The sequence below is a fragment of the Flintibacter hominis genome (assembly GCF_014287965.1).
Lineage (GTDB): Bacteria > Bacillota > Clostridia > Oscillospirales > Oscillospiraceae > Lawsonibacter > Lawsonibacter aceti.
This window is the reverse complement of the sequence record NZ_JACOPO010000001.1, coordinates 100,297-114,741: the sequence shown is the minus strand read 5'-3', so window position 1 is coordinate 114,741 and position 14,445 is coordinate 100,297. Positions and strand designations below refer to the sequence as shown.

Here is a 14,445-nt window from a genome sequence, read left to right as displayed (position 1 = left end):
AAGCTCGTCGCAAGCGACATATCGCTTGCGACGAGCTGGCAGGGACGGTCAAAATCGATATTTCTTCATGGCGAAAAATGCCGCCCACAGTGCGGCCCACCAACTGTGTGCCCAGCGGAGCGGGCCGCAGTTGAAAAGGAGGAGCAGGGAAGCGGGCGGATGACGTCTTTTTTGCCCCAGGCATAAAAAGACGTCGGAGCAAAGCGGACTTTGCTCCGACGTGGAGCTAGTGGTGGGAATCGAACCCACGGCCTGCTCATTACGAGTGAGCTGCTCTACCCCTGAGCCACACTAGCGGATAACAAATGATATTATACCGATTCCGGTCCCATCCGTCAAGGGGAAGGACAGCAAATTTGCCCTATACTTTTTTTCTCTGGAATGTTAGAATAGGTGCGACAAACTGACAGAAAAGAGGACGCCCATGGTCATCTCGAGTTTTTCAGCTCTGAAGAGCCGGCTGCAACATCTCTCCCCCAGGGAGGCGGTGGTAGCCGCGGCCCATGACGAACACACCTTACAGGCAGTCTTTTCCGCCCGCCGAGACGGGCTGATCCGCCCCATCTTGGTAGGCCGACGGAACGAGATCCGATCCATTGCCCGCAGTCTGGGGGAGGAGCTCTCTCCAGAACAGATCGTAGACGCCCAGGATGATCTGGAGTGCGCTGCCCGCTCTGTCGCTCTTATCCGGGAGGGAAAGGGGGATATCCTCATCAAGGGGATGCTTCAGACCGGCACTCTGCTCAAGGCGGTGGTCCACCGGGAAACAGGCATTCGGGCCAGCCAGGTCATGTCCCATGTGGCTATTTTGGATGTGCCCCGCTACCACAAGCTGCTATTCATCACCGACGGCGGTATGGTAGTAGCCCCCAATCTGGAGCAGAAAGGCCATATCCTGAAAAACGCGGTGGACTTCTGCCGCTTCCTGGGCTATGAACGGCCCAAGGCCGCCGCCTTGTGCGCTGTGGAAACGGTGAATCCCGCTATGCCTGAAACCGGGGACGCCCTGTCACTAAAAGAAGCGGGAGAGCGGGGGGAATTCGGTCCCTGTATCGTGGAAGGGCCCATCTCTCTGGACCTGGCCACCGACCGCGAGGCGGCTCTGGTGAAGGGCTACCACAGCCCGGTGGCCGGGGACGCGGACATTCTGCTGGTCCCCGCTATCGCCGTGGGCAACGTACTGGGCAAAGCCCTATATGGCTTGGCCGGCGGCCAGATGGCCGGAGTCGTGCTGGGAGCGGCGGTCCCTATCACCATCAATTCCCGTGGGGCCACGCCGGAGGAGAAATATTACTCTATCCTGCTCTGCGCCGCCATGGATTAGGAGGAAGCTGACATGTCCCACAAGATCTTAGTCCTCAACCCAGGCTCCACCAGCACCAAGGCCGCTGTCTACGAGGATGAGCACCCGTTGATGCTCAAAAGCATCGGGCACACCAACCAGGACCTGTCCCCCTATCCTGCCCTCAACGACCAGTTAGACTACCGGGTGGCCCTGGTCCGAAGCTGGCTGGCCCAGGAGGGCTTTGACCTGACGCAGCTTTCCGCTGTGGTAGGGCGGGGCGGCATCATTCCTAATATCGTGGCCGGCGGCTATGTGGTGGATGACAACTTGACCGACTGCCTGCTCCACCACACAGTGTTTGACCACGCCTCCAACCTGGGTGGATTGATGGCCCGGGAATTTGCTGGACCGCTGCGCATCCCCGCCTATATCTACGACGCGGTCACCAGTGATGAGCTGCCCCCGGAGGCCCGTGTCACTGGCTTTAAGGAGGTCACCCGCACCAGCTTCTGCCACGTCCTCAACGCCAGAGCCACCAGCCACAAATACGCCCAGGCCATGGGCCGGAAATACGAGGATATGAATTTGGTCGTGGCCCATTTGGGGGGTGGAATTTCCATTTCCGCACACAGCCACGGGCGCATCATCGACTCTGTGTCCGACGACGCCGGCCCCTTTTCCCCGGACCGGGCGGGCAGTTTGAATATGCTGTATGTGGTGGATCTGTGCTACTCGGGCAAGTACACCAAGGCCCAGATGCTGAAAAAGCTTCGGGGGGAGGGTGGGATGTCCGCCCTGCTGGGCACCCATGACTGCCGGGAGGTGGAGCGCCGTATCGAGGATGGGGATGAGTGGGCGGCCCTGGTCTACCAGGCCCAAGCCCTCCAGATCGCCAAGGGCGTTGGAATCATGCTGGGCTGCTTCCATGAGCTGATCGACGCGGTCATCCTCACCGGGGGGCTGGCCAACTCCAAAAAGCTCACCAGCATGGTTATCGACTATCTCCACAACCTGTGTCGGGTGGTGGTCATCCCCGGAGAAAACGAGATGGAGGCCCTGGCCCTGGGCGCTCTGCGTATCCTCAACGGCCAGGAACAGGTGCATACTTTCTGCCCCGTCTGCCCTATGCCGATTCGATAACAATAGTCTGCGCTCTTACAGAATTATCGCTTAACAAACTGAGTCCCCCGCATGATCGAATTCATACGGAGGACTTTGTTATGCGCAGCACAGGTTTTTTCAGGGGGCCAGTGCCCCGGCAAATCAAAATCGCGCGATCAGGTTATCATCGACTTTTCCAAGAGCAATCGGAATAGGTACAAAATCGTAATGTGCAGCGGATAGAATACGTAAAAAAAGCGCTTCAATTTCAGTTTCCCCCGCCTGCCGTTATAGAGTAAAATGAGCAGACAGGCAAAAAGGATGCACATAGTCGGCTGATTTCCAGTCGCCCCCATATATGCCAGAAGGAACAGCAGCACTTGATAGACCCGATGGCTGCGGCAGACGTAGAACGCGGATATGAACAGGATCCCCTGTATCCCGTAATCACAGCGTATCAGTTCAGCAATTACAGAAAAAAGCGCCACACTGACAACTTGCAAAACCACTGACTTAATTTTATCAGTGCGCACCTGTGATTTGCACGAGCATCTTTCGAGACACGCTAATGTCAATAAGCCTAAAAACAAAGTGAAAAATACATTTTGATATTTTAAATAAAACGGAAATGTACCCTCCATAAGCGAATATCTGCTAAAAAATCCTATATCAAAAGGTATTTCGGAGATTAGCGCAAATACAAGCATTAACCCGATATATCGCTTCTTGTTTCTAGTATGTTGGAAACCCTCTGCCAGCAAAAAGCAAAACAGCGGAAACGCAATTGTACCTATGCTCTGCAGATCAAATCGAATGAAATAATCAATTTTCTCAAACTGCTCCCAGGATAGTTTCCCGGTATCCACCATTACGCCCCAGTAATTTGATAAGAGCCACTGAAGGACGATTTTGCAGGTGTGGTCAATAACCATCGCCATAACAGCGATCATTTTCAAGGAATTTCCTGTCAGGAACTGTACTTGCTCCAAACGTCTATCCAGGCAGTCCGCGCCACCGTTTATTCTTTCAAATAGCACCTTCAAGTCTGGTTCCTCAAATCATCCCATGGCATCCCTGGATCGATTCACTCATAAAGTTTTTTATAGTACCCGCTGTACAGAGCGGCCACCGGGTTATGGCCCAGCACCCTGTCCTTAGCGATGAGGGTAGTCACCGGCGCGTCAGAATACTTGCTGAACAGGGCGTCATGGCCTACACACAAGCCGATAGCGATATTCAGATCCGTTTTTTCCCGGTTGAGCACCCGTGCCTGGAGGATGGGGTTGCACATGGTCTCCGGATGGGCCCCCTTGCAGATGGTGTCCTCAGGGGCTAGCCCCATATTCGCCTTGTCCTCTCCCCCTACCTTACACACCACACTGACATATTCAATTCCGTTTTTCTGCAAGATTTTGGCAAAGATCTTAGCTTCGTTAATCAGTCCAAAACAAGTGGCGATCCCCACCTTTTTGGCCCCGATCTCCTTGATAAACAGGACGGTTTCTTCTACACGGGTCTTGGTACAGTAATACCGCCCCTCGATTTGGGCGGCAGCCCGAGCCATTTTCCCGTCTATGGTGTCGCCGCCATAAATCTGGTCCAACTCAGCGGTTTCCCCCGCCTCCACACATCCGGTGGTCAAACAGAATTCCGGGTACTGTTCCCCCCGGTTTCGACAGTTGTACAGGCCGCAGTCCGTACAGCTCAACCTCCGCTTCCTCTCCCGCTCCATGTGTACGCTCCCCTTTCTTTTCTTTCTATGTCCCGCAGCCCACGGGGCAGCCCCGCTCCTGATACCTCAGGCGGAGTTTCTCCATCAATTCCCGGTCCGGATCCAAATACAGCTTGTTGTCAAATCCGTCCATCAGGCCGATCTGTCCCTCCCACTCCAGGTCCGGGGACAAGTCCAGCTCAATCATGCCTGGGATGTGATAGGCCCGCAGCAGGTGAGCGGTATGGCTGTCCACATTGCCCCGCATAGCCGCCAGTCCCACCAGCCAGCGGCGGTCCAACTCCATCACCTCGCTGGGGAAAAACTCCTCACAGACCAGGATGGTCCCCGGCCGGGTCAAGGGTGCCTTTGGCCGGCGACCCAGCAGCGCCCGGAGCATTCTGCGGGAGATGTCCCGCATATCCACCGATCTGGCCCGCATATAGGGGCTGTCCATCGCTCCAAAGGCGGCGGCCAGAGCATCCCCCGCCGCCTTGACAGCATATTCTGCCGTGGCCCCCTCCCTTTGTATCATGTCCGTGATGGTTCGGACAAGGTCCTCATCCTCCAGCAGCATAGCGTGGATGGCAAAAATAGAGGCTGTTTCCTCCCCCACCTCGGCAAAGGCACGGTCGTAGAGGGCAGCCAACTGCAGTACGGCCTGCCTCTGTCCTTGTTGGAATCGCTCCAGCTCCTCTTGGGGGCCGCGTTGAGAGCGGGGGGCTAACACAGGGGGCTCACGCCGGTAAAAGTGCAACTGTCCAATAGCGATCTGCTCCGCGATGGATCTTCCAGCCAACTCCAGCATACCCTCACCTCCCCGTTCTCCACTGGTATTTCTTTGATTATAGCCCCCCATTCTCCGTTTGTAAAGGCGAGGCGTGGCTGATTTTGCCCCTCTTGTCATCGAACTTCCCCCCTTTTTCTTCCCTCTGACTCAAAATTGCCGCTTTACGCTGATAAATTGCCGTGGTATAATGGACAAGCAGGTCCGTTCCTGTTCTTTTTTCCCGATTTTTCATAAGGAGGTCATCCCCGTGGTTTCTGAACGTATGCTTGGACTGGGCACCGCCCGGTCTGTGATCCGTGAGCTGTTTGAGTACGGCAAGCAGCGGGCCGCTGTTGTCGGCCCTGAAAACGTCTTTGATTTCTCGCTGGGCAATCCCAGCGTTCCCGCCCCCGACGCGGTCAACGAGACCGCCATCCGCATTCTGCGGGAACAGCCCGAACTGATCCACTGCTACACCAGCGCCCAGGGCGACGCACAGGCCCGCCAGCGATTCGCCGACTCCCTGAACCGCCGTTTTGGGGCCAGCTACACCGCCGACCAGCTCTATATCACCGTAGGGGCGGCCGCCTCTCTCTGCTGTGTCTTCGGCGGACTGACCTGCCCCGAGGACGAGTTTATCGTATTTGCCCCCTATTTCCCCGAATATAAGGTATTCATTGAAGGCGCGGGGGCCAAAATGGTACTCATTCCCCCGGAGATCGACCACTTCCAGATTGACTTTGAGGCCTTTGAAAAGGCTGTCGGCCCCCACACCAAGGGCGTGGTGGTCAACACCCCCAACAATCCCTCCGGCGTAGTCTACTCCAAGGACACCCTGGAGCGGCTGGCCGCCGTCCTCACCGCCAAGAGTCAGGAGTACGGACACCCCATCTACCTCATCTCTGACGAGCCCTATCGTGAAATTGTATTCCAGGGCTTCGAGGTCCCCTGGGTCCCTCACATCTACCGGGACACCATCGTGTGCTACTCCTTCTCCAAGTCCCTGTCCCTCCCCGGCGAACGGCTGGGCTATGTGCTGGTCCCCGGTGACATCACCGACTCTGCCGAGGTCTACGCCGCCGTGGCCGGGGCGGGCCGCTCCCTGGGCTATGTGAACGCTCCCAGCCTGTTCCAGCAGGTGACCTCTCTGTGCTGCGATATGACCTCTGATTTGAAGGTGTACGAGGAGAACTGCCGGCTGCTCACCTCCTCCCTGCGGGAGATGGGGTACCATGTAGCCCAGCCCGGCGGCGCTTTCTACCTCTTCCCCCGGTCCCTGGAGCCCGATGATCTGGCTTTCAGCGAGCGGGCCAAGAAGTTCGACCTGCTGCTGGTCCCCGGCTCCGGCTTCGGCGCCCCCGGCCATGTGCGCATCGCCTACTGTGTCCAGACCGAGATGATCCAGCGGGCCCTGCCGAAATTCAAGGCTCTGGCTGACTCCTACCTATAAAATGACTGCCCCCTTCCGCCTAAGCGGGAGGGGGTCTTTTCATACCTTCTGCGTCCGTTCACCATTCGGATAGCCCCCCTCCCATTTGTCGGATTTTTGGTCTTGGAGAGGACATAATTTCATGGAATTGCCCCCTGTTCAAAGCCCCTCTTTTCCTGTATGATAGGGATGTACGAAGTCTGAACAGTTTGATTCCCACAGGAGGAAATCAATATGAGAAAAACAAAGATCATCTGCACCCTGGGCCCCGCGGTGGACAGCGAGGATATGATTCGCACCCTGATCCGCTCCGGAATGGACGCGGCCCGGTTCAACTTCTCCCACGGCAGCCACCCGGAGCACCTGGAGCGGCTTAGTCTGCTCAAGGCTGTCCGTGACGCTATGGGCCGCCCGGTGGCCACAATTTTGGACACCAAAGGGCCGGAGATCCGCATCCGCAACTTCGACACCAAGTCCATTTCCCTGGAGGCGGGGGATACCTTCACTCTGACCACACGGGAGGAGGTGGGGGACCAGACGCATGTTTCTGTCAGCTATCCCAAGCTCCACCAGGAGGTGGCCCCCGGCCAGGAGATCCTCATTGACGACGGCCTAGTGGCCATCCGGGTGGATGAGATCCGGGGTGAGGACATCGTCTGCACAGTGGAGAACGGTGGTACTTTATCCGCCAATAAGTCCATCAATATCCCCGGCGTCCATATCCATCTGCCCGCCCTGACCGAGAAGGATGTGGCAGACATCCGATTCGGGGTGGAGAATGACTTTGACTTTATCGCTGCCTCCTTTGTCCGTCAGGCCAGCGATGTTGAGGCGGTCCGCCAGGTCCTTCAGGACTGTGGCGGGGAAAGTGTGAAGATCATCGCCAAGATCGAGAACCAGGAGGGCGTAGACAACATCGACGAGATCCTGGCCGCCGCCGACGGCATTATGGTGGCCCGGGGCGATCTGGGCGTAGAGATCCCCGCCGCCAAGGTACCCATCCTTCAGAAGAAAATCATCCGCAAGGGCCTTCAGGCAGGCAAGCCTGTCATCACCGCCACCCAGATGCTGGATTCCATGATGCGCAACCCCCGGCCCACCCGGGCAGAGGTGTCCGACGTGGCCAACGCCGTATTTGACGGCACAAGCTGCGTCATGCTGTCCGGCGAGACTGCTGGGGGCAAATATCCGGTGGAGGCCCTCACAGCTATGACAGGCATTGTGGAGGAGGCGGAGGCCTCCATTGACTACTGGCGCCACTTCCAAAAGCAGAGGGTGGTCCCGGCCAGCAACATTAACGACGCCATCACTCACACCTGCTGTTTGACCGCCAAGGACTTGGACGCCAAGGCCATCCTGGCGGCCACCAACTCCGGCCGTACCGCCCGGATGATCTGTCGGTTCCGCCCCTCCTGCCCCGTGGCCGCCTTGACCATGCATGAGAAGGTGCGCCGCCAGCTGAACATCTGCTGGGGTGTCATCCCCTTCCTCACCGGAGAGGTCAACTCCACCGACCGCATCTTCTCTCTGTCCGCCGAGGTGGCTCTGAAGGAACGGCTGGTCCAGGCTGGGGACACGGTCGTGATTACCGCTGGGGTCCCCCTGGGCAAGAGCGGCTCCACCAACCTGATTAAAGCCCAAGTCATCAGCGGGGAGGATCTCTGAGCATATCTTTCCTTTCCCTTTCGTACATCTGATCCGTCCAAGCTGTGCTTGGACGGATTTTTTACTTCTTAGCATCCTTCTTTCTCCTACTTGACAACATTATAATCTTCTGTTATATTGATTAAGCAAATTTAATTAAATTTGGTTAACTATTTAGGAGGCGCCTGTTTTATGGACCTGCGTGACAGTCTGTGCAGATTTTATTATGACTCTACCGTCAGTGACCTGCGCCAAGTAAACAAGACTGGAGGAGGTGAGTTGTCCTATAACAGCATCATGTATTTGGATGTCATCTCCTATCAGCAGGCCCTGGGCGTGTGCACTGTCACCACCTTGGCAGACACCCTGCACATCTCTCGCGCGGCAGCCACCATCAAAGTCGGGGAACTGGTCAAGCTGGGCCTGGTAACCAAAACCCGGAGCGAGGAGGATCGGCGTGTCAGCTACTTGTCAGTTACCGGGCCGGCCGCCTTGGCGCTAAAAGCCTATGACCGTCCGCTGGAGCGTGCGGCTCGTCAGGTGGAGGCCGCCTACTCCCAGGATGAAATTGACCTGTTCTGCGCGATTTTAGACATATTCAGCAAGGAGTATCAAAAGGATCTTTAATATGACACAGCAAGAACGTATTTTTATCACCCTTTCCCCTACCCGGCTCTTTTTCCGATGTGCTCTGCCCAGTATGGTCAGCATGGCGGTCACTTCGCTCTATACGGTAGTGGACGGCATCTTTGTGGGCCGCTATGTTGGGGCCGACGCCCTGGCCGCCGTTAACCTAGTCATGCCCCTGCTTTTAATCAGCTTTGCCCTGATCGATTTGGTAGCCGTGGGCTCTTCGGTCCAGATCGCGATTCGCCTGGGGGAGCAGAAGTCCGAGGAGGCCAGCCGTATTTTCAGCTTCTGCTCCAAGCTCATCCTTCTGCTCTCTCTTCTAATCGGAGCGGCGGGTTTCTTCTTGGCCGGGCCCGCAGTGGCACTCATGGGCGCGGAGCGTCAGGTCACCGCTATGGCAGTGGATTACCTGCGGGTCTATGCTCTGCTGGCCCCCTTTATCATGCTCTTTTTCGCATTGGACAACTATCTGCGCATCTGCGGCCGGGTCCGGTACAGCATGGGAATCAATGTGTTCACCTCCCTTGTGAACATTGTACTGGACGCTCTATTCCTTATTGTCTTCCGTTGGGGAGTGGCCGGGGCGGCCCTGGCTTCCTGCATTGGGATGGCCCTGGGCACAGTCCTTGGCCTGCTCCCCTTCCTACGAAAAAAACTGCCCCTACGCTTTGTCCGGGGCCGGGTACCTCTCCATCAGCTGGCTGCCCTGCTGGCAAATGGCAGCTCAGAATTCTTCTCCAGCATCGCCGGCTCGGTGCTCATGGTCATCCTCAACAGTGTACTGCTCCATCTGGCCGGCACCCCGGCGGTAAGCGCCTTTTCCATCGTGATGTATGTGGACAGCATCGTCGGCGCCCTCCTTTTCGGCATGGCCGACTCCATGCAGCCCGCCATCAGCTATAACTATGGTGCCGGCAGCCGTACCCGTATGTTCGCCCTGGAGAAGCGAGTCCTGACGGCGGCGGCGGCTATCTCCCTGGCTGTGCTGGTCTGGATGCAGCTCGGAGGCGAACAGGTCATCCCCCTGTTCCTCAAGGAGGAGGACTCAGCTCTGCTGGACATGACCCTGCGGGCCATGGAGCTCTTCTCCTTGTCCTATCTCCTTGGGTGGGTGAGCACCTGCCTCAGCTCCTTCTTTACCGCCCTGAATCGACCGGGGCTTTCCCTGGTCCTGGCGTTCAGCCGGACTCTTGTCTTCCCCCTCCTGTCCCTGCTTGTACTGCCCGGCGCCCTGGGGCTGGATGGGGTGTGGCTCATCTCCACCTCTACCGGAGTACTCACCGCCATTCTCTCCCTTCTCTTTCTTCTCCGTGTCCTCCGGCAGGAAAAGCTTCTGTCCCGGACGGCTTAACAAGCCTCCAAGCCATTTTGGCTTGGGGGCTTTCCTATTTCTCTACCCTCCAAAGTGCTGACATATGGTAATTCGATATCCTCCAGCCTCTCCCCCACAAAAATATTTTCTTTGATTTTTCCCCCTGTCTGTGCTAACATATCCTCCCGAATGGAGAGATGTGTGTTGCAAAAGCTCATAGTATTTTTACGGCGGGAAACGGTGCTGTCCATCGCCTGGCTGCTGGCGGCTGCCACAGCCTTTCTGGTCCCCCCGGACCGGGCCTATCTGGATTATATCGACGGCGGCACCCTGGGGCTGCTCTTTTCTTTGATGGCGGTGATGGCAGGGCTCCAGGGGCTGGGTCTGTTCCGCCGTCTGGGTGAGCATCTGCTGGAGCGGACGGCCACGACCAGACAGTTGGAGGGTGCGCTCATCTTCCTGCCCTTCTTTTTCAGCATGGCGGTGACCAACGATGTGGCCCTTATCACCTTTGTTCCCTTCGCAATGGAGGTACTAGAGCTAGCCGGAGAGGAGGAGCGCCTGATCCCTGTGGTGGCCATGCAGACCATCGCCGCCAATCTAGGCAGTATGGCTACCCCCATCGGCAATCCCCAAAACCTGTACCTCTACTCCCACTATCAGATGAGCCTTGGGGAGTTTTTCCGGTCCATGCTCCCCCTCACCGCCGCCTCCGGTCTGCTGATTCTACTGTTCCTTCTGTGCCGCCGCTCCACCCCCCTGTCCCTACCCAAGCTGACACCTCCCGCGATTTCCGAAGGCAGGCGTCTGGGCTTTTACCTCATCCTCTTTGTCCTCTGTCTGGCCGCGGTGGCGAAAGCCCTGCCTGTGGCGCTGTTATGCGTACTGGTGGCCCTGCTCACTGCCCTGGTAGACCGCCGTGTGCTGGTCCGGGTGGACTGGTCCCTGCTGGCCACCTTTGTAGGCTTCTTTCTCTTTGTGGGCAACCTAAGCCGCCTGCCCGCCTGCCATGACTTTTTCCGGGCCGTCCTCGCTCACCATGAGGCGGTATGCGCCGTCCTGGCTAGCCAGGCGCTCAGTAATGTGCCCGCCGCCCTGCTGCTGTCTGGTTTTACAGACAACGGGACCGCACTACTGGTTGGCACTAATCTGGGAGGACTGGGTACGCTGATCGCCTCTATGGCCAGTTTGATTTCCTATAAGCAGGTGGTCCGCCGCTCTCCCTACAAAAAGGGAAAATACCTGTTGTGGTTCACCGCGGCCAATTTGGTTTTTCTGACAATACTGCTGAGTGGCTATCTCCTCCTGGCCTTGTGACAAAGGGACGTTCCCAGTATCGGGAGCGTCCCTTCAATCATCCACTTGCAAATCTGCCGCCTTCCCACCCAGTCCCCGCAGCCCCCTTCATCGCCCTGTTTCCCGGCCCCTTCTGATCGGGAGCATCCCAGCTTGGAAAAACTTTTTGCCCAAACAATCAAATTCTCTCTTGACTTTATCGCTTTTGTGCGTTAAACTTTAACGCATCAAACCAATAAACCAAATGTGTTTGATGAGAGGACTGGTTCAAAATGGGTATCAAGCTGGGTATGTTGCTGGTGTTCTTCGCCGTCATGGTGGGCATCGGTCTGTATTGCCGGAAACACGCCACCGATGTCAGCGGCTTTGTGCTGGGTGGGCGGTCTGTCGGACCATGGCTCACCGCCTTCGCCTACGGCACCTCCTACTTCTCCGCCGTAGTCTTTGTGGGATACGCCGGGCAGTTTGGGTGGAAGTACGGTATTGCCGCCACCTGGGCGGGCATCGGCAACGCTATCCTGGGCTCTCTGTTGGCCTGGGTCGTGCTGGGCCGCCGGACTCGCATCATGACCCAGCACCTGGACTCCGCCACCATGCCCGAATTTTTTGGCAAGCGGTTTGGCTCCAGGTCCCTGAAGGTCGCCGCCTCAGTCATTATCTTCATCTTCCTTATCCCCTACACCGCCAGTCTGTACAACGGCCTGTCCAGGCTGTTCGGCATGGCCTTTGACATCGACTACTCCGTGTGTGTGGTAGTCATGGCAGTGCTCACTGGAGTGTATGTCATCGCCGGGGGCTATATGGCTACCGCCATCAACGACTTTATCCAGGGCATCATCATGATCTTCGGCATCGTGGCGGTGATTGCCGCCGTCCTGAACAGCCAGGGGGGCTTTCTGGCTGCCCTGGAGGGGCTGGCCCAGGTGAGCGACCCGGAGGTGTCCGCCGCCCCCGGCGTCTTTGCCTCCTTCTTCGGCCCCGACCCCCTGAACCTGCTGGGCGTGGTGGTCCTCACCTCCCTCGGCACCTGGGGACTGCCCCAGATGGTCCAGAAATTCTACGCCATCAAGAGCGAGAAGGCCATCGACACCGGCACGGTCATCTCCACCCTCTTTGCCGTCATCGTGGCCGGGGGCTGCTACTTCCTGGGGGGCTTCGGACGGCTGTTCAGCGGCCAGATCGATATCGCCGCCAACGGCTATGACTCCGTCATCCCCACTATGCTGTCCGGCCTGCCAGACGTTCTGCTGGCGGTGGTGGTGGTCCTGGTGCTGTCCGCCTCCATGTCTACCCTGTCCTCCCTGGTGCTCACCTCCAGCTCTACGCTGACTCTGGATCTGCTGAAGGACCACGTCTGGAAGGACATGGACCAGAAGCGCCAGGTCTTTGTCATGCGCTGCCTCATCGTGGTGTTTATCGCCATCTCCGTGGTGCTGGCCATCATTCAATACAGGTCCAACGTCACCTTCATCGCCCAGCTCATGGGCGTCAGCTGGGGCGCCCTGGCCGGCGCCTTTCTGGCCCCCTTCCTCTTTGGGCTGTACTGGAAGAGGGCCACCAAGGCCGCCTGCTGGACCAGCTTCCTGTTTTCCACCGTCTTTATGCTGGCTGTCATCAGCCCTCTAAAGTCCGTCCTTCCCGCCCTCCTTCAGTCCCCCATCAACGCCGGGGCCTTCTGCATGGTCGCTGGTCTTGTGATCGTTCCCCTGGTCTCCCTTTGCACCGCCAAGCCGGACCGTGCGCTGGTAGAGGACGCCTTCTCCTGCTATGACGAGAAGGTGCTGGTCCGGCAAAGCCAGGCCCTGGGGGACAAATAAATTCCCTCTTTGCAAAAAGGCGGGCGCTGTGGTATCCTAAATAAGCACACGACTCTGTCAGGGCCCACTTTGTGGGCCCTGACGGTATGTTCTATCCTCATTTCCGAAAGGAAGTTTTTTATGGTCGTCGATATCCATACCCACACCTTTCCGGAGCGCATCGCCGCCTCCACCATTCAAAAATTACAGGATATTTCCTACACCCGCCCCTTTACCGATGGGACAGAAGCGGGCCTGCGGGCCTCCATGGTCGCCGCTGGAGTAGATTTCTCCCTGGTCCTCCCCGTGGCCACCAGCCCCCGCCAAGTGGTCCACATCAATGACGCCTCCGCTCGCCTGAACAGCCAGGGGAATGGCATTCTCTCCTTCGGCTGTATGCACCCGGACTTCGACGGCTGGAAGGAGGAACTGGGACGGGTGGCTGCCCTGGGTATGAAGGGCATTAAGGTCCACCCCGTCTACCAGGGGGTGGACTTTGACGACCCCCGCTATCTGCGCATCCTGGACCGGTGCGGAGAGCTGGGCCTCATTGTGCTGACCCACGCCGGACTGGATATCGGCTTTCCCGGCCAAGTAAACTGCTCCCCAGAGATGGTCCTTCGGGCGGTGGAACAGGCAGGCCCCCTCCAGCTCATTCTGGCTCACATGGGTGGGTGGAGAAATTGGGACCAAGTGGAGGAGCTGCTGCCCCATACCCATGTCTATCTGGACACCGCCTACGCCCTGGGCCGGATTGCCCACAGGGGGGACGGCCACTTCGCTCCGGAGGAGCTGGATCTAATGTCCAAGGCCCAGTTTCTGCGCATGGTGGACACCTTTGGCGCACACCGGATACTCTTCGGCACCGACAGCCCCTGGCGTGGGCAGGAAGAGGGCATCGCCCAGCTCCGGGCCCTGCCCCTAAGTCAGCCGGACCTGGAGGCCATTCTGGGCGGTAACGCCCAGAGGCTGCTAGGGCTGTCCTAAGGCGCCGGATATTTTTGATTAGGAGGTCTTTTCCATGAGTGATCTCACACAACCTATCACCAACCCGGAACTGGCCCAGGCGGTCGCTGATATGGCCGCCCAGGGCAGCCGGGCGAGCCGGGAGGCAGTGCTGGACATCGTCATCTCCAAGGCCCGTTTTTTGGCCCCGGTGACCATCTCTCCCGCCCCGGAGCAGCAGGAGAGCGCCCCACTGGGGGAGGGCACCGCCATCCAGTTCCAACTGCTGCCCAATCAGGAGGGGCAGCCCTTTTTCCCCGCCTTCACCTGCTGGGAGGAGCTGCGCAAGCTGTGCGGCCCCAAAAACCAGCAAACCCTGGTTCTCACCTTTGACGACTATGCCGCCATGGTCCTGCGGGACAACCGGGCGGCGGGCTTTGTGGTGGACCCCTTTGGCTCCTGCCTGTCCTTCGACCGGGCCATGATGGAACATCTGGCAGTCAGGAAGCAGGACCGGCATTGAACAG

The 14,445-nt window shown here is 57.9% G+C and carries 14 protein-coding genes and 1 tRNA gene; 10 read left to right on the top strand and 5 right to left on the bottom strand.

Annotated elements, in window-relative coordinates; genetic code table 11:
• Positions 1–221 precede the first annotated feature (221 nt).
• Positions 222–296: transfer RNA gene (locus H8S11_RS00595), tRNA-Thr, on the bottom strand.
• A gap of 128 nt (positions 297–424) precedes the next feature.
• Between H8S11_RS00595 and H8S11_RS00590 the strand changes: the two genes are divergently transcribed.
• Both H8S11_RS00590 and buk read left to right on the top strand, forming a co-directional pair.
• The gene (locus H8S11_RS00590) at positions 425–1,324 is read left to right on the top strand and encodes a bifunctional enoyl-CoA hydratase/phosphate acetyltransferase (RefSeq protein WP_186851835.1); all 900 of its coding nucleotides are present in this window, start codon (positions 425–427) and stop codon (positions 1,322–1,324) included.
• Positions 1,325–1,336: 12 nt separating this feature from the next.
• Positions 1,337–2,425, top strand: a complete 1,089-nt coding sequence (gene buk, locus H8S11_RS00585; protein ID WP_186851834.1) for a butyrate kinase — start codon at positions 1,337–1,339, stop codon at positions 2,423–2,425.
• A 137-nt stretch (positions 2,426–2,562) separates the two neighbouring features.
• On the opposite strand, the gene H8S11_RS00580 is transcribed toward buk, so the two are convergent.
• The 4 genes from H8S11_RS00580 to H8S11_RS00565 form a co-directional block, all read right to left on the bottom strand.
• Positions 2,563–3,375: a TraX family protein gene (locus H8S11_RS00580; protein ID WP_186851833.1), complete on the bottom strand. Its 813-nt coding sequence runs from the start codon at positions 3,373–3,375 to the stop codon at positions 2,563–2,565.
• A 95-nt stretch (positions 3,376–3,470) separates the two neighbouring features.
• Positions 3,471–4,118 carry a DUF1847 domain-containing protein gene (locus H8S11_RS00575; protein WP_186851832.1) on the bottom strand — a complete coding sequence of 216 codons (648 nt, stop codon included), beginning with the start codon at positions 4,116–4,118 and terminating at the stop codon, positions 3,471–3,473.
• A gap of 25 nt (positions 4,119–4,143) precedes the next feature.
• A complete protein-coding gene (locus H8S11_RS00570) occupies positions 4,144–4,905 on the bottom strand; it encodes a phosphoenolpyruvate-utilizing N-terminal domain-containing protein (RefSeq protein ID WP_186851831.1) in 762 nt (253 codons plus the stop codon).
• A gap of 37 nt (positions 4,906–4,942) precedes the next feature.
• On the bottom strand, positions 4,943–5,119 hold the full coding sequence (locus tag H8S11_RS00565) for a hypothetical protein (RefSeq protein WP_186851830.1): 177 nt from the start codon (positions 5,117–5,119) through the stop codon (positions 4,943–4,945).
• A gap of 15 nt (positions 5,120–5,134) precedes the next feature.
• Between H8S11_RS00565 and H8S11_RS00560 the strand changes: the two genes are divergently transcribed.
• The 8 genes from H8S11_RS00560 (at position 5,135) to H8S11_RS00525 (ending at position 14,441) form a co-directional block, all read left to right on the top strand.
• Complete coding sequence (locus tag H8S11_RS00560) at positions 5,135–6,316, top strand: pyridoxal phosphate-dependent aminotransferase (RefSeq protein WP_147573210.1); 1,182 nt, start codon at positions 5,135–5,137, stop codon at positions 6,314–6,316.
• 213 nt (positions 6,317–6,529) lie between these two features.
• Complete coding sequence (gene pyk, locus H8S11_RS00555) at positions 6,530–7,960, top strand: pyruvate kinase (RefSeq protein WP_186851829.1); 1,431 nt, start codon at positions 6,530–6,532, stop codon at positions 7,958–7,960.
• Between the two features lie 171 nt (positions 7,961–8,131).
• The gene (locus H8S11_RS00550) at positions 8,132–8,566 is read left to right on the top strand and encodes a MarR family winged helix-turn-helix transcriptional regulator (protein ID WP_147573206.1); all 435 of its coding nucleotides are present in this window, start codon (positions 8,132–8,134) and stop codon (positions 8,564–8,566) included.
• A gap of 1 nt (position 8,567) precedes the next feature.
• The gene (locus tag H8S11_RS00545; RefSeq protein WP_186851828.1) at positions 8,568–9,920 is read left to right on the top strand and encodes an MATE family efflux transporter; all 1,353 of its coding nucleotides are present in this window, start codon (positions 8,568–8,570) and stop codon (positions 9,918–9,920) included.
• 162 nt (positions 9,921–10,082) lie between these two features.
• The gene (locus tag H8S11_RS00540) at positions 10,083–11,198 is read left to right on the top strand and encodes an SLC13 family permease (RefSeq protein WP_366460443.1); all 1,116 of its coding nucleotides are present in this window, start codon (positions 10,083–10,085) and stop codon (positions 11,196–11,198) included.
• Positions 11,199–11,449: 251 nt separating this feature from the next.
• The gene (locus H8S11_RS00535) at positions 11,450–12,994 is read left to right on the top strand and encodes a sodium:solute symporter family protein (RefSeq protein ID WP_147573201.1); all 1,545 of its coding nucleotides are present in this window, start codon (positions 11,450–11,452) and stop codon (positions 12,992–12,994) included.
• A gap of 120 nt (positions 12,995–13,114) precedes the next feature.
• Positions 13,115–13,960, top strand: coding sequence for an amidohydrolase family protein (locus H8S11_RS00530; RefSeq protein ID WP_186851826.1), 846 nt, complete (start codon positions 13,115–13,117; stop codon positions 13,958–13,960).
• A 34-nt stretch (positions 13,961–13,994) separates the two neighbouring features.
• The gene (locus H8S11_RS00525) at positions 13,995–14,441 is read left to right on the top strand and encodes an SseB family protein (protein ID WP_186851825.1); all 447 of its coding nucleotides are present in this window, start codon (positions 13,995–13,997) and stop codon (positions 14,439–14,441) included.
• Positions 14,442–14,445 lie beyond the last annotated feature (4 nt).

Excerpts from the sequence above, each read along its gene's own strand:
- H8S11_RS00590 (WP_186851835.1), top strand. The coding sequence starts at position 425 with ATGGTCATCTCGAGTTTTTCAGCTCTGAAGAGCCGGCTGCAACATCTC.
- buk (WP_186851834.1), top strand. The coding sequence starts at position 1,337 with ATGTCCCACAAGATCTTAGTCCTCAACCCAGGCTCCACCAGCACCAAG.
- H8S11_RS00575 (WP_186851832.1), bottom strand. The coding sequence starts at position 4,118 with ATGGAGCGGGAGAGGAAGCGGAGGTTGAGCTGTACGGACTGCGGCCTG.
- H8S11_RS00570 (WP_186851831.1), bottom strand. The coding sequence starts at position 4,905 with ATGCTGGAGTTGGCTGGAAGATCCATCGCGGAGCAGATCGCTATTGGA.
- H8S11_RS00565 (WP_186851830.1), bottom strand. The coding sequence starts at position 5,119 with ATGAAAAATCGGGAAAAAAGAACAGGAACGGACCTGCTTGTCCATTAT.
- pyk (WP_186851829.1), top strand. The coding sequence starts at position 6,530 with ATGAGAAAAACAAAGATCATCTGCACCCTGGGCCCCGCGGTGGACAGC.
- H8S11_RS00550 (WP_147573206.1), top strand. The coding sequence starts at position 8,132 with ATGGACCTGCGTGACAGTCTGTGCAGATTTTATTATGACTCTACCGTC.
- H8S11_RS00545 (WP_186851828.1), top strand. The coding sequence starts at position 8,568 with ATGACACAGCAAGAACGTATTTTTATCACCCTTTCCCCTACCCGGCTC.
- H8S11_RS00535 (WP_147573201.1), top strand. The coding sequence starts at position 11,450 with ATGGGTATCAAGCTGGGTATGTTGCTGGTGTTCTTCGCCGTCATGGTG.
- H8S11_RS00530 (WP_186851826.1), top strand. The coding sequence starts at position 13,115 with ATGGTCGTCGATATCCATACCCACACCTTTCCGGAGCGCATCGCCGCC.
- H8S11_RS00525 (WP_186851825.1), top strand. The coding sequence starts at position 13,995 with ATGAGTGATCTCACACAACCTATCACCAACCCGGAACTGGCCCAGGCG.